The following is a 25230-nucleotide window of genomic DNA, read 5'->3' on the forward strand; positions in this document are numbered from 1 at the left end:
CCATGCTCGACGACGCGCTCAAAGGAGACATCCAGGCCGCCTACCGGCGTATGGTGGAAGCGCTCTCGCTGACGCCGCGCTACGGCCAGCGGCTGATGATTGCCGAAATTGCCCGCACGCTTGGCGGCATTGACGTTGACGAGGCCGGCAAGCGCCAGAGTGACACCCACGTCTGCGTGCTTGAAGCCGGCACCGGCACCGGCAAGACGCTGGCGTACCTGGTGGCTGCGCTGCCGGTGGCCAAGGCCCGGGGCAAGCGGCTGGTGGTGTCGACCGCGACCGTGGCGCTGCAGGAGCAGGTGCTGCAGCACGACCTGCCGTCCCTTGCCGCGCATAGCGGCCTGGGGTTTCGCTACGCGCTGGCCAAGGGGCGCGGGCGCTATGTCTGCGTGGCCCGTCTGGACGAGGCCATGGGCGACAGTGCGCCCAACCCCACCGAGTCGCTGTTCGACCAGGATGTGATCGCCAAAAGCGACGACGTTACTCGCCTGGCCGGCGACATGGCCGAGGCCTACGGCCGCGGCGACTGGGAAGGCGATCGCGACAGCTGGCCGGAGACCGTAAGCGATGCGGCCTGGCGGCGGCTGACGGTGGATCATCGCCAGTGTACCGGCCGGCGCTGCGGGCACTTTGCTGCCTGCGCGTTTTTCCGTTCCCGCCGGGAGCTGGACAGCGCCGACGTGATCGTTGCCAACCATGACCTGGTGCTGGCCGATCTGGCGCTGGGCGGCGGGACGATTCTGCCCGACCCGGAAGAGTGCATTTTCGTCTTTGACGAAGGCCATCACCTGCCGGACAAGGCGCTGTCGCACTTTGCCCATCGCTTTGCCGTGCACGGCTGTCTGCGCTGGCTGAATACCCTGCGCACAAGCCTGACTGAACTCCACCAGGCGCTGGGTGCCGAGCCTGCCGTCGCGCGGCTTTTGGCCGGGCTTCCGCAAACCCTGCAGGCCGTGGAGCCGGCGTTAAAGGACGTCTTTACCCTGGGCCATCAGCTGGCCGAGCGGCCCCGTGGGCTGGGTGATAGTGAAACCGGCCATCAGCAGCGCTTTGCCAACGGTGCTGTGCCTGGGCCGCTGCGCGAGCAGGCCGAGCAGCTGCTGGCGATGTTTGCCGAGCTTGCGCGCACCCTGGAGCGTCTCTGCGAGATCCTGCGGGAAAGCCTTGACCCGGACAAGCAGACCGGCCTTGAGCGTGAGCAGGCCGAAACCTGGCGGCCGCTTTTGGCGCTGCTGCACGGCCGAGTGCTTGAAGCCTGCGGGCTGTGGCAGGCGTTTGCCGCCGAGGACCCGGCGGGGAAACCGCCCCAGGCGCGGTGGCTGACGCTTTCACGCGCGGGCGGCGAGGCGGAAATCGAGTTTTCCGCAAGCCCTGTGTCAGCGGCACATACGCTGGCGAAAAATCTCTGGGGGCGCTGCCACGGCGCGGTCATCACATCGGCGACGCTGACCGCGCTGGGGCGTTTTGAGCGCATCCAGGAGCGGGCGGGTCTTGCCGAGCGCTATCGCTATCAGGCACTGCCAAGCCCTTTTGACTACGCCAGCGCCGTGCTCAGCGTACCCGCCGAGGCGGCCGATCCCGGCGATCGTGAGGGCCACGAGCAGGCGATCATCGCGTTTCTTCGCCGGCTGGATGCGCACGAGGCCACGCTGGTGCTGTTTTCATCGCGCGCGCAGCTGCGCGCCGTGCGCAAGGCGCTGCCGAGCGATGTGGAAAAGCGCCTTTTGGCCCAGGACGCCATGCCCAAGGCCGAGCTGTTAAAGCGCCACCGCGCCGCGGTAGACAGCGGCGAAGGCAGCATGATTTTCGGTTTGGCAAGCTTTGCCGAAGGCATTGATCTGCCCGGCGACTATCTCACCCATGTGGTGATCACCCGGCTGCCGTTTGCCGTGCCCGATGACCCGGTAGAGGCGACGCTTGCCGAATGGATCGAAAGCCAGGGCGGCAACCCTTTTATGCGCATCAGCGTGCCGGACGCCTCGATCAAGCTGGTGCAGGCCTGCGGGCGGCTGATTCGCAAGGAAAGCGATACCGGGCGCATTACGCTGCTGGACCGCCGGGTGCTTACGCGGCGCTACGGCCGTGCGCTGCTGGATTCGCTGCCGCCGTTCACCCGAGAGATGGCCTGAGCGGGCGCTCGGAAACAAAACGCCCCGGCAGGTGCCGGGGCGTAAGCGAGGTCGCCGGGCCGATCAGGCGGCGCTGCGTTTGGCCAGGGCAGCGGCCAGCTGCTCGTTCATGCGGACAAAGGATTCGACGGTGGTGTCCCAGTCGATGCAGGCGTCGGTGATCGACACGCCGTATTCCAGCCGGCTGATATCCTCGGGCACCTTTTGATTGCCCCAGCCGATGTTGGATTCCACCATCAGCCCGATGATTGAAGTGTTGCCGTCGAGAATCTGGTTGGTGACGTTTTCCAGCACCAGCGGCTGCAGCCCCGCGTCCTTGTTGGAGTTGGCATGCGAGCAGTCGATCATGATGTTGGCCGACAAGCCCGCCCCGGCGAGTTCCTGCTCGGCCAAGGCGACGCTTACGCTGTCGTAGTTGGGCTTGCCGTTGCCGCCGCGCAGCACCACATGGCCGTAGGCGTTGCCGCGGGTGCGAATAATGGCCACCCGGCCTTCGTGGTTGATGCCCAGAAAGTTATGCGGGCTGGCGACGGACTTCAGCGCGTTGATCGCCACGTCCAGGCTGCCGTCGGTGCCGTTTTTAAAGCCTACCGGCCCGGATAGGCCCGAGGCCATTTCGCGATGGGTCTGGGACTCGGTGGTGCGCGCGCCCACGGCGGACCAGCTGATGCAGTCCTGGATGTACTGGGGCGAAATCGGGTCCAGCGCCTCGGTTGCCAGCGGCAGGCCGATTTCGGAAAGCTCCACCAGCAGCCGGCGGGCTTTGTGCAGGCCTTCTTCGATTTCAAACGAGCCGTTCAAGTGCGGGTCGTTGATCAGGCCTTTCCAGCCCACGGTGGTGCGCGGCTTTTCAAAGTAGACGCGCATGACCAGATACAGGCTGTCGCTGACCTGGTCGGCCAGCTTGCGCAGGCGTTTGGCGTAATCGATGGCGGCGTCAACGTCGTGAATGGAACACGGGCCGACCACGACCAGCAGGCGCGGATCGCGGCCGTCCAGAATGTTTTGAATGGTTTGACGACCGCTGATGACCGTGCGTTCGGCCTCGTCGGTCAGCGGAACCGCTTGCTTGAGGTCGTCCGGGTTGATGAGAACATCCTGAGCGAGGACGTTGAGGTTGTTGACCTGTTGTTCGGGCATGTTGCTACCTGTGAATGCGCTGTATAAAAACGGGGTTAACGACGTGAGGCAAAAGCGTGGTGAAAAAGCAGTGAAGACAGCCGTGAAAAAGCGGCGAACACAGCCGTGAGTAAAACGGTGAAAAACGCCGCGGCGTTTTGGGATATGCGTCTACTATCGCTTGCCGGGACAGTAAAAATCAATTGTTTCGCGGTGATCGGCGCGCGCCGGCGCTTGCCGGTACGGCAAGTGCTTGATGCGCGCGGTGTAACGCGCAACACTGGCCCGCCTTTGCCGGTGCCGGCGGCTGCAAAGGGCGTATACGTCGCCGTTGGATAGCCGGCCGCGCTGTTGTCGAGGCGTACAAGCGATACTATCAAGGCGTACAAGGGAACATTTAAGGCCTACAAGGGAACATTGAAATGACCATTGCCCAAGGGACACTATGCGTTTTGCCGTAAAGGCTACCCATATCAGGGGGCTTGAAACACTAGGTCGCCACGCCGGTTGTGCGGGCGTGAGGAGCGTGTGAATGGGCACTCGGGAAACAGATCAGCAGCTGGTAGAGCGTGCCCGTAACGGCGATACCCGCGCGTTTGACCTGCTGGTAAAAAAATATCAGCACAAGATCATTGGTTTGATCAGCCGCTACGTGCACGACCACGCTGAAGTGCACGATGTGGCCCAAGAGGCCTTTATCAAGGCCTATCGGGCGCTTGGCAGCTTTCGCGCCGAAAGCGCTTTTTATACCTGGATGTATCGCATTGCGATCAACACGGCCAAAAACCATCTGGTATCTCGGGGCCGCCGCCCGCCGGGAAGCGATGTCGATATCGTCGATGCCGAGGTGGTCGACCACAGCGGCCGTCTGGCCGACGATGAATCCCCCGAAGCGGCCACCGCCCGTGACCAGCTGGAAGCGGCAGTGTTTGCCGCTATTGAAAAACTGCCGGAAGACCTGCGCACGGCGATCACCCTGCGCGAGTTTGATGGCCTGGCCTATGAAGATATCGCCCAGATCATGCAGTGTCCGGTGGGCACCGTGCGCTCGCGCATCTTTCGCGCCCGCGAAGCCGTGGACGAACACATCCGGCCGCTGATTGCCACGGCACGCAACAGCCGCGACGGCTAGTGGCGCCAGCGGGGGAGGGCGCTGATCAACAATGCGTTACCGTTTTTCCCCGATTTCTGAACTGTTTTCGCTCGCCCGCGTCATACAGGCAGGCCAGTGCCGCCAAAAGCGCCGGTAACGCCACAGTAAAGGCCGGACTGGCGTCGGCTTTTTCCAATCAGTGTGAGGGTGTGAAGCATGAGTCAAAACACACGAGAGTCCCTTTCGGCATTAATGGACGGCGAAAGCGACGAACTGGAACTGCGTCGGGTATTGAAAACGCTGCCTGACGAAGCCGACGCGGCCGACACCTGGCATCGCTATCATCTGGCGCGCAGCATGATGCAGCGCGAACGCGGGCTTGACGTCAGCGCCGATCTCTCCGCCGGCATCATGGCCCGGCTGGCCGCTGAGCCGGCGCCGACGGCCGGTGCCGCCCCGGCCACCGGCGAGCGGGCTGGCCGCGCCTCGTCCGGACTTTCGCTGATGCGCGGGGCCGGCGTGGCCGCGGCGGTGTCGCTGATGGTGATCAGCGGCGTGCAGTACTTCAGCGCCAACAGCGGCGGCGAGCGTGTTGAGGTGCCGGAGCTTGCGCTGGATGCGCCGGCCGGCGGCGCTGCGGCCGGCCCGCAGCCGGCGAGTTTGGCAAGCTCCGCGCCGGCCAACAACGTTCCCATGTTTGAACCCACGCCGTTTCAGCTAAGACAGGAAAGCCGCCGCCAGGGCTTGATGACGGTCAACGACGGCGGCATGAACGTGCCGGCAGGGCAGGCGCTATCCCGTTCGGCCGCCCCGGTAGGCGACGCCCAGATTCAGCTGCTGCAGTCCTATCTGCAAGAGCACGCCCACGGCGCGGCCTACAGCAATAGCGACAGCTGGCTGCCGCTTTCGCGCTCTTCTGCCATGACCGACGCGCTGGGGCGCTAACCGCCGATGCGTCGCACTGCCTGCAAACGACTCGCACCGGCACTGTTCTCCGCCGCGGGGGGCGGCGCCTTGGCGCTGCTGGCCGCGTCCGTTTTTGCCGCACCCGAGGGGCCGGCCGCCTCGCCAAGCGATCGCAATGGCCCGGGTGCAACGACGCTTGCGTGCAGCACGCTCGGCGGCGAGGCGCCACAAACGCCGGTGGGCTGGCTGACGGAAAGCCTCAAGGCAAGCCACTGCTATCGCTTTCAGGCCCGAGCCGTGGCGATCGATGCGCTCAACGTGCGCACCCTGGCGCTGTCCCACCGCATTCAGGACGGCGTTCGCCAGCAGGTGATCCAGCACCTTGACGGGCCTTCCGTCAACGTTGAGCGCCACGCCCGAGCCGGGCTCTGGGGCTGGCCAAGTGCCCAGCCCGGGCAAAGCGAAAGCGCCGCGCCCATGCCCCGGCGCTGGGCCGAACACGTAGCCTCGGTGTACGACATTGCCCTGGCCAGAGACGAGCGCGTCGCCGGCCGCGAGGCGGTACGGCTGACGTTTACCCCGCAAAGCGGCAATCGCTATCGCCATCAGTGGTGGCTTGACCAGCAAACCGGACTGCTGCTCAAGCACGTGCTGCGCGACGACAGCGACGTCATTCTGGAAACCTTCCAGATCACGCGGCTGCAAACGCCCACGCGCTATGCCCGCGACGTGAGCGTCACCCCGCCTGAGCAAAAGGCCGGGCCGAACTGGCAGGTCGGCTGGCTGCCCGGCGGGATGGTCGAACAGCCCAATACCCTCCGGAATGCGCGGGCGAATCGCACCAGCCGGCTCTACAGCGACGGGCTGGCCACCGTTAGCGTGTTCGTTGAATCGCCGGCGGCTGCGACGCTTGCAACCGGCGTACACCGGCTGGGCGCGTCGGCCATCGCCGTTGAACGCCATGCCGGCGATCATCCCTGGCAGGTGATCGCCATCGGCGAAGTGCCGCCTGAGCTGCTGGGGCGCATAGCGCGCTCGGTGACGCGTAGCGATGCCCCATCGCCCGATGCGGCCGGCAACCCCTGAACCGGGTGACTGGCAGCCTCCCGGCGCTGCCAGCTCGGAACCCCGGCCGTTTTTGCCTGTCCATTACCCGTTGGCTGCGGCCGACAGCCCCGTTTTGATACGTCACCCAAGGAGCTCTTGCATGAAGCGCTTGACTCTTCCGGCCACGCTGTGGCTTTGCTTATTGTTGCTGTTAACCGCTGGCAGCGCCGCCCAGGCGCGCGAGCTGCCGGACTTCACTCGGCTGGTCAAGGACGCCGCCCCGGGCGTGGTCAACATTGCCACCAGCCGCACCGTAGCGCCGCGGGATGGCTCGCCGCTGCGCGGGTTTAGCGGTCAGGACATTCCGGATATATTCCGCCATTTTTTCGGTGATCGGCTGCCGGCCCCGCCGGGGCACGGCGGGCGCAGCCGGGAGCGCCAGTCGCTGGGCTCCGGGTTTGTGATCGATGAGGACGGCTACATCCTGACCAATGCCCACGTGGTCAAGGAGGCCGATGAAATCCTGGTGCGCTTCAACGACCGCCGTGAAATGCAGGCAGAAGTGGTGGGGAGCGACCCCAAGACCGACATCGCGCTGCTGCGCGTCGACGCCGATGACCTGCCTACCCTGGAACTGGGCGACTCTGACGAAGTGCAAGTCGGGGCCTGGGTGGCGGCTATCGGCTCGCCTTTCGGCTTTGACCATTCGGTAACGTCGGGCATCATCAGCGCGACAAACCGGACCCTGCCGCGGGACGCCTACGTGCCGTTTATCCAGACGGACGTGGCGATTAACCCGGGGAACTCGGGCGGGCCGCTGTTCAATCTGGACGGCGAGGTGATTGGCATCAACTCGCAGATTTTTACCCGCAGCGGCGGCTTTATGGGGCTTTCGTTTGCCATTCCCATCAATGTGGCCATGGACGTGGCCGAGCAGCTGCGTGACGCCGGCCGCGTTGACCGCGGCTGGCTTGGCGTGATGATTCAGCCGGTGTCCCGGGATCTGGCCGAGTCCTTCGGCATGGACAAGCCCGCCGGTGCGCTGGTGGCCGATTTGCCCCCCGACGGTCCGGCGGCCCGCGGCGGCCTTGAGGCCGGCGATATCATTTTGGAAGTGAACGGCAAAGACGTGGATCGCTCCAGTGCGCTGCCGCGGCTGATCGGCCGGCTGGCACCGGACGAGACGGTGGAGCTGTCGCTTTTGCGCGACGGTCGTACTCTGACCGAGCGTATTACGCTTGGCAGCTGGCCTGAAAACGCCCGCCGGGGCGTGCGCTCTCAGGCAGGCGAAACCGCCGGCCAGACGCGTCTGGGCGTTGAGGTCAGCGCGCTGGACGCCGAGCTGCGCGAGCGTCTCAACATCGACGGCGGCGTCAAGGTGCGCGACGTCAAGCCGGGCAGCGTCGCCGCCCGCGCGGGGATTCGTCCGGGAGACGTGCTGGTCAGCATTGATCATCAAAGCGTGTCGTCGCCTGCCGCGCTTGGCGAGCAGGTGGCCGCGCTGCCCGACGATCGCGCCATCCCCGTGCGGCTCTACCGTGAGGGGCGCTCGCTGTTTGTGGCGCTGCGCCTGGAATAAGCGCTCTTGCACTCTTGTTTGCCCGGCCGTCGCGCCGGGCTTTTTATTGCGCTTGCCGGTCCCGGCCTGCCATAGCACGGCGCACCCGGGAACGGTACAATGGCCGCTATTATTTACGCACGCTGCGCTGAAAATCGCCGAGGGCGTGTACATAAATCGGATTGTGGCACCTGATGACAGATAAAAATCGAAGCATTATCAATAATATACGCAACTTTTCCATTATTGCGCACATCGACCACGGCAAATCTACGCTGTCGGATCGGCTGATCCAGGTGTGCGGCGGGCTCACCGACCGCGAGCTGAAAGAACAGGTGCTGGACTCCATGGATATCGAGCGCGAGCGCGGTATCACCATCAAGGCGCAGTCGGTCACGCTGGACTATCACGCCGCCGACGGCGAAATCTACCAGCTCAACTTTATCGATACCCCGGGGCACGTGGATTTTTCCTACGAGGTATCGCGCTCGCTGTATGCCTGTGAAGGCGCGCTGCTGGTAGTGGATGCCGCCCAGGGGGTCGAGGCGCAGTCGGTTGCCAACTGCTACACGGCGGTAGAGCAGAACCTGGAAGTGCTGGCAGTGCTCAACAAAATTGATCTGCCCCAGGCCGATCCGGACAGCGTATCCCAGGAAATCGAAGAAATTATCGGCATTGACGCCACCGATGCCTGCCAGGTATCCGCCAAGAGCGGGCTGGGTATCGAGGCGCTGCTTGAGCGTTTGGTACGCGACGTGCCGCCGCCCCGGGGCGATCCCAACGCGCCGCTGCAGGCGCTGATCATTGATTCCTGGTTTGATAACTACCTGGGCGTGGTTTCGCTGGTACGCCTGTTTGACGGCACGCTGCGCAAGGGCGACAAGGTGCGTATTTCGTCCACCGGCGGCGACTGGGTGTCCACCGAAGTGGGCATCTTTACGCCGCTGCGCAAGCAAACCGACGTGCTGCGCGCCGGTGAAGTGGGCTTTCTGGTGGCCGGTATCAAGGATATCCAGGGCGCGCCGGTGGGGGACACCGTCACCCACAGCAAAACGCCCGATGTGCCCCGGCTGCCGGGTTTTCAGCAGGTCAAGCCGCAGGTCTATGCCGGTATGTTCCCGGTCAGCGCCGAGGACTACGAGGGGTTTCGCGACGCGCTGGAAAAACTCTCGCTCAACGATGCCTCGCTGGCCTATGAGCCGGAAAACTCGGACGCCATGGGCTTTGGCTTTCGCGTAGGCTTTCTCGGCACGCTGCACATGGAGATCGTCCAGGAGCGCCTGGAGCGCGAGTATGACCTTGATCTGCTGACCACGGCACCTACGGTGGTCTACGAGCTGATGATGGAAAACGGCGACGTGCACTATGTGTCCAATCCGTCGAAGCTGCCCGACATGGCCGACATTGCGGAAATGCGCGAGCCCATCGTGCGCGCCAGTATTCTGGTGCCTCAGGAATACGTGGGTAACGTCATCGCCGAGTGCGAGCAGCGCCGGGGCACCCAGCTGGACATGCTGTTTTTGGGCAACCAGATTCAGCTGACCTACGAGCTGCCCATGTCCGAGGTCGTCATGGACTTCTTCGACCGGCTCAAGTCGCTGTCCAAGGGGTATGCGTCGCTGGAGTACAACTTTGAGCGCTTCCAGGCAGCGAAGCTTGTGCGCCTGGATGTGCTGATCAACGGTGACAAGGTGGACGCCCTGGCAATCATTATCCACCGGGACCATGCGCATCCGCGCGGCCGTGCGCTGGTGGAAAAGATGAAAGAGCTGATCCCCCGGCAGATGTTTGACGTGGCGATTCAGGCGGCCATCGGCGGCCAGGTGGTGGCGCGCTCCACGGTCAAGGCGCTGCGCAAAAACGTCACCGCCAAGTGCTACGGCGGCGACATGTCGCGTAAAAAGAAGCTGCTGGAAAAGCAGAAAGCCGGCAAAAAGCGCATGAAACAGGTAGGGCGCGTGGAAATTCCCCAGGATGCCTTCCTCGCCGTGCTCAAGGTCAACGACGACTAGGACATCCGCCATGAACTTTTCACTTCTGCTGGTTATTGCCGTGGCGCTGTCCGGTTTGCTCTGCCTGTTGGATATGCTTGTTTGGCGGCCGCGCCGCCGTGCCCGGCTGGCCGGCGCCGAGGCGGCAAGCGGGGGCGAGCTGGGGAGCGCCGAGCGCGAAAAGCTCGTAAAAGAGCCCTGGCCGATCGACTACGCGCGGTCGTTTTTTCCCGTGCTGCTGGTGGTGCTGGTGGTGCGCAGCTTTATCATCGAGCCGTTTCAGATTCCGTCGGGCTCCATGCGTCCCACGCTCAAGGTGGGAGACTTTATCCTGGTCAACAAATACGCCTATGGCCTGCGTCTGCCGGTGATCAACACCAAGTTTCTCGACGTGGCCGACCCCGAGCGCGGCGACGTCATGGTGTTTCGCTACCCCCAGGAGCCGTCGGTCAACTTCATCAAGCGCGTGGTAGGCCTGCCCGGCGATCAGGTTCGCTATCAGGGCAAGCAGCTCTACGTCAACGGCGAAGCGGTGACCAAAACGCTGGTGGAAAAAGGCCCCGAGGCCTCGCCGCGCCAGCTTTTGCTAAGCGAAACGCTAAGGGACGACCCGCATGCCATCTATAACAATCCGCTGGATCCGGGCCCGCAGATGCGCCGCGTCACGGTGCCCGAGGGCCACTATTTCGTCATGGGTGACAACCGCGACCACTCCAACGACAGCCGCTACTGGGGCTTTGTGCCGGAGGGCAATATCGTCGGCCGCGCCTTTGCCGTGTGGATGCACTGGGACGGCGGTCTGCCAAGCTTTACCAGCGTCAGGTCTATTGAGTGACCGCGCCGAACGTGGCGTAGGCACTGCGGGTAGTGCGGTGAACAACACTGCCGATAAACATTTACGTAGAAACGTCTATGACGTGGGAGTCTTGTGAGTCAGTCCCTGAACGCTTTTAGCCAACGTATCGGCTATGATTTCAACGATACGACGCTGCTGGAGCTTGCCATGACGCATCGCAGTTACGGCGGCCGCAACAACGAGCGCCTGGAGTTTCTGGGCGACTCGATCGTCAACTTCGTGATCGCCCAGGCGCTTTTTGAGCGCTTCCCCCAGGCCCGAGAAGGCCAGCTTTCCCGGCTGCGGGCGCGACTGGTAAAGGGGCAGACCCTGGCCGAACTGGCCCGGGAGATGCGCTTTGGCGAATGTTTGCGCCTGGGTTCGGGAGAAATGAAAAGCGGCGGCCACCGGCGCGACTCGATCCTTGCCGACGCTGTGGAAGCGGTGATCGGTGCGATCTATCTGGATGCCGGCATGGCCGCGGTCAGCGAGCGTATTCGCGCCTGGTTCAGCGAGCGGCTGGAAAAGATTTCGCTGCAGGATACCCAGAAAGACCCGAAAACCCGGCTGCAGGAATTTCTGCAGTCGCGCCAGGCCGCGCTGCCGTACTACGATGTAGTGTCGGTCAACGGCGAGGCCCACGCCCAGACCTTTACCGTTGAATGTCACGTTGAGCTGCTTGAGCAGCATACCGTGGGCAAGGGCGCCAGCCGCCGGCACGCCGAGCAGCAGGCGGCGAGCCACGCCCTTGGCTATCTGGAAAAACGGCCGGGAGACAACGCATGAGCCAAACCTGTGGATTCGTGGCGATCGTTGGGCGCCCCAACGTCGGCAAATCGACGCTGATGAACCGTATTCTGGGGCAAAAGGTGTCGATTACCTCGCGCCGGCCCCAGACAACGCGCCATCAGGTCATGGGCATCAAAACCCAGGGCGAGGCGCAGTGCGTGTACGTTGACACGCCCGGCATGCACATCATGGCCAAGGATCGCAACAAGGCCATCAACCGCTTTATGAACCAGGCGGCAAGCCAGGCCCTGCGCGACGTTGACTGCGTGGTGTTCATCATTGATCGCACCCGCTGGAGCGAAGAAGACCAGACCGTGCTCAAGCGTCTGGAAAACGTCACCGCGCCGGTGATTGTAGCGGTCAACAAGGTCGACCGCCTCAAGGACAAGCGCGAGCTGTTGCCCTGGCTGGAATCCGTGGGGGCAAGGCGCGAGTTTGCCGCGGTGATACCGATTTCCGCCAAGCACGGCACCCAGGTAGACGCGCTGGAAAACGAAGTCATGTCGCACCTGCCCGAAAGCGTGCACTATTTCCCTGACGATCAGATCACCGACAAGAGCCTGCGCTTTATGGCCGCCGAGCTGGTGCGGGAAAAAATCATGCGCCAGCTCGGCGATGAGCTGCCGTACCAGATAACCGTGGAGATCGAAGAGTTCCGCGAGGCAGGCCATGTTACCCACATCAGCGCGCTGATTCTGGTGGAGCGCCAGGGGCAGAAAGTCATCCTGATCGGCGATCGCGGCGAGCGGATCAAAAGCATCGGCCGCGAAGCCCGGCTGGATATCGAGCGCGTGCTGGACGGCAAGGTAATGCTCAATCTCTGGGTCAAGGTCAAACGCGGCTGGTCCGACGACAGCCGCGCGCTCAAAAGCCTTGGCTACCACCTGGACTGAGGCGTCCGTGCCCCGGCCGATGTCCCCCGAGCCCGCCTTTCTGCTGCACCGCCGTGCCTACCGCGAAACCAGCGCGCTGGTCGAGCTTTTAACCCTCAATCGCGGCCGCATACGCGCCGTGGCTCGGGGCGTGCAGCGCCCCGGGGCCAAATCACGCCAGCGCCTGCAGCCGTTTGCGCCGCTGTTTGTGACCTGGCAAGGCGAGCGTGAGCTCAAACGCTTGAAGCTCATGGAAACCCGCGGGCCGGTGGCGCTTTTGGCCGGCGAAGGGCTTCTATGCGGGCTTTACGCCAACGAGCTGGCCACCCGGCTGCTGGCCCCGGAGATGCCGGCCGCCGATGTCTTTGCGTTTTACACCGCACTGCTAAAGGCGCTGCCGCGCCCGGCCGAGCGCATGCTGGCGCTGCGCCGCTATGAATGGTCGCTGCTCGAAGCGCTGGGTGCCACGCCGCGTTTCGCCACCTCGAACGGCGCGGCGCTGGACGGGCAGACGCGCTATCGCTTTGACCCGGCAAGCGGCGGTTTCATGCCCGCAACTGAAGGCATCGAAGGGCGCGTGCTGCGCTATCTGGCGCAGGGCGGGTGGCACCAGCCGGGGGTTGCCGGCGCGCTAAAAGCGCTGATGCGCCAGGCGCTGGCCCCGCATCTGGGCCACGCTGAGCTGCGTTCGCGCCGTCTGATGCAGGATCTGATTCACCGCCGCCGTGCCCGCGCTACCGGCTAGGGTGCGGCGTCTCGCCCGTTTATTGGAGGTTTTATGCATCCCCCGCGTATTCTGTTAGGGGTCAACATTGACCACATCGCGACTCTGCGCCAGGCGCGCGGCACGCGCTATCCCGATCCGGTACAGGCCGCGCTGCTCGCCGAGCAGGCCGGCGCCGACGGCATTACCGTCCACCCGCGCGAAGACCGCCGCCATATTCAGCCCCGGGACGTGCGCTTGATAGCCCAGGTGCTCAACACGCGGATGAACCTGGAAATGGCGATGACCGAAGAAATGCTGGCGCTGGCCGAAGAGGTCAAACCGGCGAACGTCTGCCTGGTGCCGGAAAAGCGCGAAGAGCTGACCACCGAAGGCGGGCTTGACGTGGCCGGCGGCTTTGACGCCTGTGCGGCGGCCTGCGCGCGCCTGGCCCGGGCCGGGTGCGACGTTTCCTTGTTCATCGACCCGGATATCGCCCAGATTGACGCCGCCGTGGCCGCCGGTGCCGCCACCGTTGAGCTGCACACCGGCGGCTTTGCCGAGGCCGCACCGGGCAGCGTTGCCGCCAACGCCGAATACCAGCGCCTCACTGCCGCCGCCGTGCACGCAAGCGAGCAGGGGCTTATCGTCAACGCCGGCCACGGTTTGCACTATCATAACGCCGAGGCCGCAGCGGCGCTGCCCGGCCTCAACGAGCTCAATATCGGCCATGCGATTATCGCCCGGGCGCTGTTTGTCGGGCTTTCCGAAGCGGTCCGCGAGATGAAGCATTTGATCATTGCCGGCCAGGAAGCCGGGCTTATGGCCGCGCTGGACGCGCACGACCACCACCATGAGCACAGCGGCGGGCACTGAGCCGTGATCATCGGCATCGGCTCGGATATTGCCCGGGTGGCGCGCTTCGAGGCGGCGCGGGTGCGCCACGGCGAGCGCTTCGCGCACCGTCTGCTGGGCACCGACGAGCAGGCCTTGTTTCAGCGTCACGCCCACCCGGCGGCGTTTCTGGCCAAGCGTTTTGCCGGCAAGGAAGCTTTTGTCAAAGCGCTGGGCACCGGTTTTCGCCACGGCATGGAATGGCGCGATATTCAGGTGCTCAACGATGCCCAGGGCAAGCCGACGCTGGCCCTGGGCGGCCGGGCCGCGGCGCTGGCGCAAGCGGCCGGCGTGCAGCATAGCCACATTACGCTAAGCGACGAGGCCGACTACGCCCTGGCCTTCGTTGTGCTGGAGCGCTAGCCGCGCCTGTTTCGTCTGTATCCGCCGCGATACACTATCGTAAAACGCAGCCGCACAACGGCGACAACAAGGAGCGCACCATGGACTACCCCACCCTGGAAGATACCGTTGGCAACACCCCGCTGGTGCGTCTGACGCGCATCAACGCCGGGCGCAATAACACCCTGCTGGCCAAGCTTGAAGGGAACAATCCGGCAGGCTCGGTCAAGGATCGTCCGGCCATGATGATGCTGGCCGAAGCCCAGCGGCGCGGCGATATTGCCCCCGGCGATACCCTGATCGAAGCCACTTCGGGCAACACCGGCATTGCGCTGGCCATGGCGGCGGCGATCATGGGCTATCGCATGGTGCTGATCATGCCGGAAAACGCCTCCCAGGAGCGCAAGCACGCCATGGCGGCCTACGGCGCGACGCTGATCGAGGCCAGCAAAGAGGGCGGCATGGAACAGGCCCGAGACATCGCCAATGCGATGATCGCCCGAGGCGAGGGCAAGCCGCTCGATCAGTTCGCCAACCCGGATAACGCGCTTTCCCACTATCGGACCACCGGTGCGGAAGTCTGGCAACAAACCGGCGGGACGGTGACGCACTTTGTCAGTTCCATGGGCACCACCGGCACCATCATGGGCGTGTCGCGCTACCTCAAAGAGCAAAATCCGGACGTGGAAATTATCGGCCTGCAGCCTGAAGACGGCGCCAGCATTGCCGGTATTCGCCGCTGGCCCGAGGCCTATCTGCCGTCGATTTTCGACGCTTCACGGGTGGATACCACGCTGGATATCGGCCAGGCCGAAGCCGAAGAGCACATGCGCCGGCTGGCCCGGGAAGAGGGCATTCTGGCCGGGGTATCGTCCGGCGGAAGCCTTGCCGGGGCGCTGCGCATCGCCGAGCAGGTGGAAAACGCGGTGATTGTGTTTATCGTCTGCGACCGCGGCGATCGCTACCTGTCCACCGGCCTTTACGCCCCGGAGGTATAGATGGCCATGCTGGGCAAAAAGCGCCCGCCGCGCCGGGCATCCGGCGTTTCGGGGCTTTCGCGGGCGCCGCACGACGCGACGCACTCGCGCGACCGGCAAACGCCGAACGCGCAGGACGACGCGGCGGCGCAGCGGATCACCGTGGAACGGCTGGCCCACGACGGGCGCGGGGTGGCGCGCTTGCCTTCGGGCAAGACCGTGTTTGTTGAGCGCGCGCTGCCCGGCGAGCCGGTTGAAATCGCGGTGCACCGCACTCGCAAGCGCTTTGACGAGGCGCACGTCAGGCAGCGTCTGAGCGACTCGCCGCTGCGCCAAACCCCGCCCTGCGCGTATTTTGGCCGCTGCGGCGGCTGCGATTTGCAGCATATGACGCTTGCCGCCCAGCGCATGCATAAAATAGCGGCAGTGCGTGAACTGCTGGCCCGCCAGGGCCTTGAACTTCCCGACGACATCGCCCTGCTTGCCACGCCGGCAGAGGACTACCGCCGCCGGGCGCGGCTGGGCGTCAACGTCGACGGCCAGGGGCGCGTTTTGGTGGGCTTTCGCGCCGCGGGCAGCCAGCGGCTGGTGGATATCGAACGCTGCCACGTGCTGGTGCCCGAACTTGCCGCGCTGCTGGCCCCGCTGCGCGAGGTGATACACACGCTCGACGCACCGCGCCACGTTGGCCACGTCGAGCTGGTGGCCACCGACGGCGGCTGCGCGGTCACGGTGCGCCAGCTCAAGCCCCACGCCGGTGATACCGCGCGCTGGCAGGCCTTCGCCGAGCGGCTGGCGGCAGAGCCCTCGGGCGGCGTGGCGCTGGGCCTGCTGCAAGGTCGGGATACGCCGCGGCTTGACTGGCTGAGCGCGCCGCCGGCGCTGGCGGAAACGCTGGCATTGCCCGGCAGCGCACCGCTGACGCTGGGCGTGGCGCCGGGGGATTTTCTCCAGGCCAACGCTGCCGTCAACGCGCAGATGGTGGCCCGCGTAATGGCCTGGCTGACCCCGGCGAACGGCGAGCGGCTGCTGGATCTGTTTGCCGGCATCGGCAACTTTACGCTGCCCGCAGCGGCCGCCGGCGCCGACGTTACCGCGGTCGAAGGCCACCCGGCCATGGTTGAGCGCCTGGCCGACAACGCACGCCGCAACGGCCTTGACGTGCACGCCGTTCAGGCCGACCTTAACGCGGCCGGCGCCGTGGAGGCGCTGCTGGAAACGGCCGCCCCCGAGGCACTGATTCTCGACCCGCCCCGGGCTGGTGCCGAGACCGCCTGCCGGGCGCTGGCCGCCGCGCCCCGGCGCCCGGCACGGATTGCCTATGTTTCCTGTGATCCGGCAACGCTTGCCCGCGACGCCGCGCAGCTCGTGGCCGGCGGCTATCGCCTGCAACGAGTGGCCGTCGCCGACATGTTTGTGCACACTGCTCACATGGAAACGCTGCTACTGCTTCAGGATGAGTGAACCCCATGGTCAAAGTGCGTGAAGATCAGCCGCTGACGCCAGACGGTCAGGTAGATATCGCCCGATGGCTTACGCGTGTGCAGGATGACGTTTGCCTGGCCGACCCCGAGCGCCTGCGCGAAGCCTGCGAGCTTGCCCGGCGCTGCGACCAGCAAGCGCCCGATGTGCGCCCCGGCTGGCTGCCGCCGGGCTCAAGCTTTCGCATGGGGCTGGAAATGGCAGACATTCTCGGCGAGCTGAAACTTGACCAGCCGGCGCTGGAAGCGGCGGTGCTGTACCGCGCCGTGCGGGAGAAGCAGCTGACGTCGCAGGCCGTGGTCAAGCGCTTCGGCGCCGAAGTAGCGCGGCTGATTGACGGCGTACTGCAAATGGCGGCCATCAGCGACCCGCTTGCCCTCCACCAGGGGCCAAGCCAGCACAATCAGCAGGAAAATCTGCGCAGAATGCTGGTCAACATGGTCGACGACGTGCGCGTGGCGCTGATCAAGATCGCCGAGCGCACCTGCGCGCTGCGCCAGGTGCGCGATGCGCCGCGGGAAAAGTCGCTGGAAGTCGCCAACGAGGTGGCGGATATTTACGCCCCGCTCGCCCACCGGCTGGGCATCGGTCAGATCAAATGGGAGCTTGAGGACCTGGCGTTTCGCTACCAGCATGAAAGCGAGTACAAGGCCATTGCCTGCCAGCTGGCGGAAAAGCGCCTGGATCGTACGCGCTATATCCGCGACGTGGTGGAAACGCTGAAACGCCTGATGGAAGCTCAGGGCATCGGCGACTACGACGTCAGCGGCCGGGCCAAGCATATCTATTCCATCTGGCGCAAAATGAAGCGCAAGGGCATCGATTTTTCCCAGGTCAACGACGTTCGCGCGGTGCGCATTCTGGTGCCCGAGGTGGCCGATTGCTATACCGTGCTGGGCATTGTCCATTCGCGCTGGCACCACGTTCCCGACGAGTTTGACGACTATATCGCCAACCCCAAGCAAAACGGCTACCAGTCGCTGCATACCGCGGTGCTGGGACCTGAAAACAAGGTGCTGGAAATCCAGATCCGCACCTTTGCCATGCACGATGAAGCCGAGCTTGGCGTTTGTGCCCACTGGCGCTACAAGGGCCACGATACCCAGGGAAAAAGCCGCGGCTACGAAGAAAAGATTGCCTGGCTGCGCCACGTGCTTGAATGGCAGGACGAAGTGGGCAGTTTTGGCGATCTGCGCGAAGGTTTGGCAAGCGATATTGCGCCTGACCGCATCTACGTTTTTACCCCGGAAGGGCACGTCATTGATCTGCCTTGTGTCTCCACGCCCATTGATTTTGCCTACCGCGTGCACACCGAGGTCGGCCACCGCTGCCGGGGTGCCAAGGTGGACGGGCGTATCGTGCCGCTGACCTATACGCTCAAGACCGGCCAGCAGGTGGAAATTCTTACCGCAAGCAAGGGCGGGCCCAGCCGCGACTGGCTCAACCCCAGCCTGGGCTACGTGCGCACCTCCAGAGCCCGGGCCAAGATTCAGGCCTGGTTTAAACATCAGGCGCGGGACAAGAACCTGGAAGACGGTCGCGCGCTGTTCGAGCGCGAAATGCAGCGCCTGGCCGTGGAAGGGCTGGACCTGCCCCGGCTTGCCGCAGCCGTTAACTATGTAAGCCCCGAGGATATGTATGCCGCGCTGGGCGCCGGCGATCTGCGCATCGGCCAGGTGCTCAACCAGGCCCAGCAGCTGTTCGGGGAAAACGACGATGAGGAAAAGCTCAACCGGCTGTTGGCCAAACCTCGGCGCCAGTCCAGCCGCAGCGCCAAAAGCGATATTACCGTGCTGGGCGTAGGCAATCTGAAAACCGCCATGGCCAACTGCTGCCGCCCGGTGCCCGGCGAGCCCATTGCCGGCTTTATCACCCAGGGGCGCGGGGTGACCGTTCACCGCCAGGACTGTCGCAATCTTTTGCAGCTGCGCGCCGAAGAGCCCCAGCGCATTATCGAGGCCGAATGGGGCGAGCGTGAACAGACCCGCTACCCGGTTACCGTCGAGATCCAGGCCTGGGACCGTTCCGGGCTGCTGCGCGATGTGACCCATTTGCTGGGCCAGGAAAAGGTCAACGTGCTGGCGGTCAACACCGATACCGACGACAGCACCGCTCGGCTGCGCATCACCCTGGAAGTGGACGGGCTGGAAACCCTTGGACGGCTCTTTTCGCGCATCCAGCAGCTGCAAAACGTCATTGAAGTGCGCCGGCTGCGCAACGCCACGCCAAACGCCACCGCCAGGAGAGCTTAGCGGATGCGCTACACTGTTGATGACCTGCTAACGCTGATGGCGGTACTGCGCGACCCGCAACAGGGCTGCCCGTGGGATCTCCGCCAGCACTGGGACAGCATAGTGCCGCACACGCTGGAAGAGGCCTATGAAGTCGCCGACGCCATCGAGCGGCGCGCCTTCGACGAGCTGCCCGCCGAGCTCGGCGATCTGCTGTTTCAGGTGGTGTATTACGCCCGCTTTGGTGAAGAAGAAGGCCGCTTTGACTTCGCCGACGTAGTACACACGCTGACGGCCAAGATGCTCAACCGCCATCCGCACGTGTTTCCCGACGGCACGCTGGCGTCACGCCGCCCGCCGGGTGTAGCCCCAAAAGCGCTGGAGCAGCGCGACGTCAAGCAGAGCTGGGAGGCGCTGAAAGCCAGCGAACGCGAGCTGCGCGCCCAGGCGCCGGTGTCAGCGCTGGACGACGTACCGCGCGCCCTGCCGGCGCTTTCCCGCGCCGCCAAGCTGGGCAAGCGAGCGGCCAACGCCGGATGGGACTGTGCCGATACTCGCGAGGTGCTGGCCGGCCTGCGCGCGGCGCTGGACGACGTGGAAAACGCGCTGGCCGCCGATAGCGACCGGGCCGGGGAACGAGCCGGAGAAGCAATAGGCGAGCTGCTGTTTGCCGCCACCGGCCTTGCCCGCCGGCTCAAGGTTGACCCGGAACAGGCCCTGCGCGCCGCCAATACCCGGTTTGAAAGCCGCTTTCGCCACGTTGAGCCGCGCCTGAAAGACCGCGGACAGCACATGCCGCAGGCGTCGGCCGATACGCAAGCGCCGCCGCGCCGATGACCTTTATTCGCGCACCGCTTCGCCGGTCGCGCCCCTGTCAGGAGGCCATACCATGAGTCACGACCTGCACGAATCCCTGCGCGACAACGTCCGTATTCTGGGGGATAGCCTTGGGCACACCATTGCCGACGATCTGGGGCAGGGCTTTGTTGACAAAATCGAAACCATTCGTTCTCTGGCCAAGCAGGGCCGCCGCCAGGATACCCTCGAACAGCGCGAGCTGATCGACTATCTGCGCAATCTACCCGATGAGGACCTGCTGCCCGTTACCCGGGCGTTCAACCAGTTTCTCAACCTTTCCAACATTGCCGAGCAGCACTACCGCGCGCGGTTTCGCTACGTGGAAGATTACAAGCCCGGCACACAGCCTTCCCTGGATGAGCTGCTGGCGCGCGCTCAGGCATCGGGCCGCTCGCCCCGAGAGCTGGTCAAGACCCTGGCCGACATGCGCGTGGAGCTGGTGCTTACCGCCCACCCCACAGAGATCATTCGCCGCACCCTGATCCAGAAATACGACGCCGTTGACGACTGCCTGGCCGCCATCGAGGGCGCAGACGACAGCGCAGAGCGCGCCACCCGAGCCCGCGGCCGGCTCGATGAGCTGATCAGCCAGGCCTGGCACACCGACGAGATTCGCCACGAGCGCCCAACCCCGGTCGACGAGGCCAAGTGGGGCTTTGCGGTCATCGAGAATTCTTTGTGGCAGGCCGTGCCGGATTTTCACCGCGATCTGGACAACCTGCTGCTGCATACCGCCGGCGAGCGCCTGCCGCTGGACGCCGCGCCCATTCGCTACGCCTCCTGGATGGGCGGCGACCGCGACGGCAATCCCAACGTCACCGCCAGCGTCACCCGGGAGGTGCTGCTGCTGGGCCGCTGGATGGCCGCTGATCTGTACCTGCGCGACCTGGAGCAGTTGAAAAACGAGCTGTCCATGTGGAAGGCCAACAGCGCCCTGAAAGCCGAAGTGGGCGAGGTGGCCGAGCCGTACCGTGAGCTGCTCAAACGCATTATTACGCGCATGCAGGCCACCCGAGACTGGGCCGAGGCCGGACTGTCCGGCCGCAGCTTCGACGGCGGGCCGATTATCAGCACCCGGGACCAGCTCTACGCGCCGCTGCTGTCGTGCTACCGCTCGCTGTGCGATTCCGGGCTGGACGCCATCGCCAACGGTGCCTTGCTGGACACCCTGCGCCGGGTGGCGGTGTTCGGCGTCACGCTGACCAAGCTTGACCTGCGCCAGGACGCCAGCCGCCATGCCCAGGTGCTGGAAGAAATCACCGACGAGCTGGGCCTTGGCCGCTATCAGGACTGGAGCGAAGACGAGCGCCAGGCCTTTTTGCTCGACGAGCTCAAGTCCAGCCGGCCGCTGATTCCGCTGCGCTGGCAGTGCTCGGCGGAAACCCGAGAAGTGCTGGAAACCTTTCGCGTGGTGGCCGGCGAGCATCCCGAGGCGCTGGGCAGCTATGTGATTTCCATGGCCTCGGCCCCGTCGGATGTGCTGACCGTCGCACTTTTGCTACAGGAAGTGGGCGGCCAAACGACAATGCCCATCGCGCCGCTGTTTGAAACGCTCAACGACCTGGACCGTGCCGGCGACGTCATGGACCGGTTGCTGGCGCTGCCGGAGTATCGCGCGCGGATGCCCGGCCATCAGGAAGTGATGATCGGCTATTCGGATTCGGCCAAGGATGCCGGCCAGCTGGCCGCCGCCTGGGCGCAGTATCGCGCCCAGGAAGCGCTGGTGGATGTGTGCCATCGCCACGAGGTGGCGCTGACGCTGTTTCACGGCCGCGGCGGTGCGGTGGGCCGCGGCGGCGGCCCGGCTCACGCCGCGATTCTCTCCCAGCCGCCGGGCTCGGTAGACGGCAGTTTACGCGTCACCGAGCAGGGCGAAATGATCCGCTTTAAGTTCGGCCAGCCGGATATCGCCCTGCGCTCCATGGAAATCTACGCCTGTGCGGTGCTGGAAGCGACCCTGCTGCCGCCGCCGGCGCCCAAGGCGCATTGGCGCGAAGAAATGGATCGGCTGGCTGAGGTGTCTCACCAGATCTACGTTGACGTGGTGCGCGACGACCCGGATTTTGTGCCGTATTTCCGCGCGGTAACGCCGGAGAGCGTGCTTGGCCGGCTGCCGCTGGGCTCGCGGCCCACCAAGCGCCGCCAGGACGGCGGCGTGGAAACCCTGCGGGCCATTCCGTGGATCTTTGCCTGGACCCAGACGCGGCTGATGCTGCCTGCTTGGCTGGGCAGCGAGCAGGCCTTCAGCGGACGTCTGGAAGAGCCCGGCGGGCTTGCGGTGCTCAAGGAAATGCGCGATCGCTGGCCGTTTTTCGGCACCTATCTCGATATGCTGGAAATGCTGCTGGCCAAGGCCGACGTGGGCATTGCCGCCTATTACGAGCACCGCCTGGTGGACGAGCCGGCGCTCAAGGCGCTGGGGCACAGGCTGCGCGAGCGCTTCGAACGCCTGGAAAAAAGCGTATTGACGCTTTTAGAGCAGGACCAGCTGCTGGAAAAAACGCCGCTGATCTGCCAGGCCATCTCCGTGCGCAACCCTTATATCGACCCGCTGCACGGGCTTCAGGCCGAACTTTTGCAGCGCAACCGCGACGCTGACGGGGCGATCAGCGCCGATCTCTCCCGGGCGCTGATGGTGACCATGGCGGGCATTTCCGCCGGCTTGCGTAATACCGGCTAGGCGCGGCTGAGCCGACACCATGAGTCATCGGTTTCAAGGAGGCAAAAGCACCATGAACGACGTTTTGTTTATTGAGCATCCCACCCTGGACGGCCACAGCGTCGGCGAGATTCGGCTGGACGCCGAGCGCACGCTCAACGCGTTGACGCTTGACATGATCGAGGCGATGCTGGCCCGCCTTGCGGCCTGGCAAGACGATCCGGACCTGGTGGCCGTGGTGCTCTGCGGCGCCGGCGAAAAGGCCTTTTGCGCAGGCGCCGACGTGGTCGCACTGTACCGGGCGATTACCGCGCCGGAAGAACTATCGGCCGCGGCGCTGCATCAGGCCCCGGACTTTGCCGAGCGCTATTTCGCCCGGGAGTACCGTCTTGACTACGCCCTGCACACCTATGCCAAGCCGGTGATCGTCTGGGGCAGCGGCATCGTCATGGGCGGCGGCATGGGGCTTTTGAGCGGCGGCAGCCACCGCGTGGTGACCGAGACATCAACGCTTGCCATGCCCGAGGTCACCATCGGCCTTTACCCCGACGTTGCCGCCAGCTGGTTTCTCAACCACCTGCCGCGCAGCATGGGCCGCTTTCTGGCCTTGACCGGCAGCCGGCTCAATGCCTGTGACGCCTGCCGGCTGGGATTTGCCGACCGGATGCTGGCAAGCGATACGCGCGATACCATGATTCAGCGGCTGATGGAGGCCGAATGGCGCACGGCGACCCGGGCGCTGGACGCCCACGGCGTGGTTAACGGCGTGCTGCGCGGGCTGGAGCGCGAGGCCGGCCGCGCCGGTCTTTTCGACGCCATGCCGATGCCGGCGGTAGCGCAGGCAGGGCATGTCCGCACGCTGATGGACCACGACACCGTAGAGCAGCAGGTCGCCGCGATTGTTGACGACACCAGCGATGACGCCTGGCTTGTTCGGGCCCGCCAGACCCTGGCCGAAGGCAGTCCGCTGTCGATCAAGCTGATCGCCGCCCAGCTTGAGCGCACGCGCTATATGTCGCTGGCTCAGGTGCTGCGCGCGGAGCTGGCGCTTTCCGTGCAGTGCTGCCGTCAGGGTGATCTCGCCGAAGGGGTGCGCGCGCTGCTGGTGGATAAAGACCGCAATCCGCAGTTTCGCTATGCCCGCCTAAGTGAGGTGGAGCCTGCGTTTGTGGAAGGCATGCTGGTGGATCCGTTCGCCGAGAATCCGCTGGCTGATCTGGTATAGCCGCGTTTTGATATAGCGCGGCTCGGCGTTGACGCTTGGCTAGCGGGCCTCTTTTGCCGCCAGCCGAGCATGGAGGCTGCAAAGCGTAGCGCAGGGCAGGTGGTGGTGCTCGGCGCGCTCGATCAGCGGGGCCAGAATGGCCTTGCGTTCGGTGGGCCGCCCGGCGTCGATGTCCTGCAGCATTGAGGCGCGATTGTTGGCGGTGGCCTGAATGACCTGCATCACGCGCTGTCGCCACCCGCTCGCCCCCTGCCCGCTCGGCGGGGCGATGCCGTTGGCGGCTAGAATCGGCGCGATTTCTTCGACGACAGCGGCCAGTTCGGCGTCAAAGCGCGGCTCGGCAAGCGCGCCGTTGGGCACTTCGTAAAGCGCTGCCAGCGGGTTGATCGCGGCGTTTACCGCCAGCTTGTGCCACAGCCGGGTGGCGATATCGTCCACCGCCGCTGCCTTCAGCCCGGCGTTTTGCAACGTAGCGGCCAGCGTGCGGGCAAGGCCGGTATAGCGGCCGTGCAAATGGCCGATCACACTCTCGCCGCGCCCGGCGTGCACCGCGGTGGCATCGTCGATGACGTAGGCGCCCTCGGTTGTCGAGGCGCAAAGCACAGGCCCGGGCCAGCGCGCGGTCAGACGCGGCTGTACGCCAAAGCCGTTTTGCCAAAGCACCAGCGGCGTGCCGGGGACGGTGCCGAGCAGGGCCGCCGCTGCGCGCTCGGCGACAAAGGCTTTCGTGGTCAGATGACAAAACGCCGGGGCGTCACGCCCGGCCAGCTCTTCAGGCCGGAGAACAGGCAGCACGCGCGTGATGCTTTCGCCTTCAGGGGTGATCAGCGTTTGCCGGGTGGGAAAAGGGCGGCGGGCGAGCAGCGTGACCGCGCATCGATCGGCCAGCGCGTGCGCCAGCGTGCGCCCCAGTGCGCCGGGGCCAACTACGATATGAGAGGCGCGCGCGTCGAGCTTCATGTGCCGGTGGTGGACGGCTTACTGCGCGTCAACGCGCTGCTTGGCAGCGGTGAAGCCCATCAGCGATACGTCCAGATCCAGGCGCTCGCCGTTGGGATCGATCAGGCTGACCGTGGCGGTGCTGCCGCCCTTGAGCTGAGACAGCAGATCCGGGCGCAGCGGCAGATCGGCTCGGCAGCCCTGGGGCAGACATACCTGGTAGGGCACGCCCACCGGCTCCTGGCGGCCGACCTGCAGCTGCAGGCCGGGGGCCAGGCGCACGCCCAGCGGCGTCAGTACGGTCATGGCGGCGCTGTCCAGCTGCGGCGGATTACCCACAACGACCTGCACGACCGGCTCGCCGCTGGCGTCTTCGACGGTCTGGGACATGGTGCAGCCGCCTTGGGGTGCGCCGGCCGGGCAGCTGACCTCCCAGGCCTGAAAGGTTTCGGTGTCCATGGCCGGGGCTGAACGCTGGGCGTGCGCCGTCGGCGATAGGGCCATCAGGCCTGACAGTCCGGCGGTGAGAAGCGGGAGCGCGATCTGTTTTATCATCAAGCGAGAACTCCTTGTTATCAAGA

The 25230-nt window shown here is 65.0% G+C and carries 21 protein-coding genes; 18 read left to right on the plus strand and 3 right to left on the minus strand.

All coding sequences use genetic code 11. The annotated features are described in order from the left end of the window. Window positions 1-2 precede the first annotated feature (2 nt). Window positions 3-2129 carry an ATP-dependent DNA helicase DinG gene (gene dinG / locus ACZ415_RS09855; RefSeq protein WP_344701399.1) on the plus strand — a complete coding sequence of 709 codons (2127 nt, stop codon included), beginning with the start codon at window positions 3-5 and terminating at the stop codon, window positions 2127-2129. A 63-nt stretch (window positions 2130-2192) separates the two neighbouring features. On the opposite strand, the gene ACZ415_RS09860 is transcribed toward dinG, so the two are convergent. Beyond that, window positions 2193-3269, minus strand: a complete 1077-nt coding sequence (locus ACZ415_RS09860; protein ID WP_344701397.1) for a 3-deoxy-7-phosphoheptulonate synthase — start codon at window positions 3267-3269, stop codon at window positions 2193-2195. Between the two features lie 511 nt (window positions 3270-3780). On the opposite strand from ACZ415_RS09860, the gene rpoE reads away from it, so the two are divergent. The 17 genes from rpoE (at window position 3781) to ACZ415_RS09945 (ending at window position 23710) form a co-directional block, all read left to right on the plus strand. Next, complete coding sequence (rpoE, locus tag ACZ415_RS09865; protein WP_344701395.1) at window positions 3781-4380, plus strand: RNA polymerase sigma factor RpoE; 600 nt, start codon at window positions 3781-3783, stop codon at window positions 4378-4380. A gap of 177 nt (window positions 4381-4557) precedes the next feature. After that, entirely contained in the window at window positions 4558-5286 is a 729-nt protein-coding gene (locus tag ACZ415_RS09870) for a sigma-E factor negative regulatory protein (RefSeq protein WP_344701393.1), read from the plus strand. A 6-nt stretch (window positions 5287-5292) separates the two neighbouring features. Further along, window positions 5293-6333, plus strand: a complete 1041-nt coding sequence (locus tag ACZ415_RS09875) for a MucB/RseB C-terminal domain-containing protein (RefSeq protein ID WP_344701391.1) — start codon at window positions 5293-5295, stop codon at window positions 6331-6333. Between the two features lie 121 nt (window positions 6334-6454). Next, on the plus strand, window positions 6455-7873 hold the full coding sequence (locus ACZ415_RS09880) for a DegQ family serine endoprotease (RefSeq protein ID WP_344701389.1): 1419 nt from the start codon (window positions 6455-6457) through the stop codon (window positions 7871-7873). A gap of 173 nt (window positions 7874-8046) precedes the next feature. Further along, window positions 8047-9864, plus strand: a complete 1818-nt coding sequence (gene lepA / locus ACZ415_RS09885) for a translation elongation factor 4 (RefSeq protein ID WP_344701387.1) — start codon at window positions 8047-8049, stop codon at window positions 9862-9864. Window positions 9865-9874: 10 nt separating this feature from the next. Beyond that, complete coding sequence (gene lepB / locus ACZ415_RS09890; protein ID WP_344701385.1) at window positions 9875-10678, plus strand: signal peptidase I; 804 nt, start codon at window positions 9875-9877, stop codon at window positions 10676-10678. Window positions 10679-10771: 93 nt separating this feature from the next. Further along, complete coding sequence (rnc, locus tag ACZ415_RS09895) at window positions 10772-11464, plus strand: ribonuclease III (RefSeq protein ID WP_344701383.1); 693 nt, start codon at window positions 10772-10774, stop codon at window positions 11462-11464. Continuing rightward, window positions 11461-12360, plus strand: a complete 900-nt coding sequence (gene era, locus ACZ415_RS09900; RefSeq protein WP_344701381.1) for a GTPase Era — start codon at window positions 11461-11463, stop codon at window positions 12358-12360. Before rnc ends, era begins: the two co-directional genes overlap by 4 nt. Before the next feature lie 19 nt (window positions 12361-12379). Next, complete coding sequence (gene recO, locus ACZ415_RS09905; RefSeq protein ID WP_344701409.1) at window positions 12380-13084, plus strand: DNA repair protein RecO; 705 nt, start codon at window positions 12380-12382, stop codon at window positions 13082-13084. A gap of 33 nt (window positions 13085-13117) precedes the next feature. Next, complete coding sequence (gene pdxJ / locus ACZ415_RS09910) at window positions 13118-13918, plus strand: pyridoxine 5'-phosphate synthase (protein ID WP_344701379.1); 801 nt, start codon at window positions 13118-13120, stop codon at window positions 13916-13918. A 3-nt stretch (window positions 13919-13921) separates the two neighbouring features. After that, a complete protein-coding gene (gene acpS / locus ACZ415_RS09915) occupies window positions 13922-14299 on the plus strand; it encodes a holo-ACP synthase (RefSeq protein WP_344701377.1) in 378 nt (125 codons plus the stop codon). A gap of 80 nt (window positions 14300-14379) precedes the next feature. Then, the gene (gene cysM, locus ACZ415_RS09920) at window positions 14380-15276 is read left to right on the plus strand and encodes a cysteine synthase CysM (RefSeq protein ID WP_344701375.1); all 897 of its coding nucleotides are present in this window, start codon (window positions 14380-14382) and stop codon (window positions 15274-15276) included. Continuing rightward, window positions 15277-16719 carry a TRAM domain-containing protein gene (locus ACZ415_RS09925; protein ID WP_344701373.1) on the plus strand — a complete coding sequence of 481 codons (1443 nt, stop codon included), beginning with the start codon at window positions 15277-15279 and terminating at the stop codon, window positions 16717-16719. It abuts the gene before it with no gap. Window positions 16720-16724: 5 nt separating this feature from the next. Continuing rightward, complete coding sequence (relA, locus tag ACZ415_RS09930) at window positions 16725-18989, plus strand: GTP diphosphokinase (RefSeq protein ID WP_344701371.1); 2265 nt, start codon at window positions 16725-16727, stop codon at window positions 18987-18989. Between the two features lie 3 nt (window positions 18990-18992). Beyond that, the gene (gene mazG / locus ACZ415_RS09935; RefSeq protein ID WP_344701369.1) at window positions 18993-19805 is read left to right on the plus strand and encodes a nucleoside triphosphate pyrophosphohydrolase; all 813 of its coding nucleotides are present in this window, start codon (window positions 18993-18995) and stop codon (window positions 19803-19805) included. 52 nt (window positions 19806-19857) lie between these two features. After that, entirely contained in the window at window positions 19858-22506 is a 2649-nt protein-coding gene (gene ppc, locus ACZ415_RS09940; protein WP_344701367.1) for a phosphoenolpyruvate carboxylase, read from the plus strand. A 52-nt stretch (window positions 22507-22558) separates the two neighbouring features. Continuing rightward, window positions 22559-23710: an enoyl-CoA hydratase/isomerase family protein gene (locus tag ACZ415_RS09945; RefSeq protein ID WP_344701365.1), complete on the plus strand. Its 1152-nt coding sequence runs from the start codon at window positions 22559-22561 to the stop codon at window positions 23708-23710. Window positions 23711-23749: 39 nt separating this feature from the next. Here the strand turns inward: ACZ415_RS09945 and ACZ415_RS09950 are convergent, their stop codons facing one another. Next, window positions 23750-24670 (minus strand): ketopantoate reductase family protein, encoded by a 921-nt coding sequence (locus ACZ415_RS09950; protein ID WP_344701363.1) that lies wholly within the window; start codon window positions 24668-24670, stop codon window positions 23750-23752. A gap of 18 nt (window positions 24671-24688) precedes the next feature. Then, window positions 24689-25204 carry an invasion associated locus B family protein gene (locus ACZ415_RS09955; protein ID WP_344701361.1) on the minus strand — a complete coding sequence of 172 codons (516 nt, stop codon included), beginning with the start codon at window positions 25202-25204 and terminating at the stop codon, window positions 24689-24691. Window positions 25205-25230 lie beyond the last annotated feature (26 nt).

It is taken from the genome of Halomonas cibimaris (assembly GCF_055379665.1).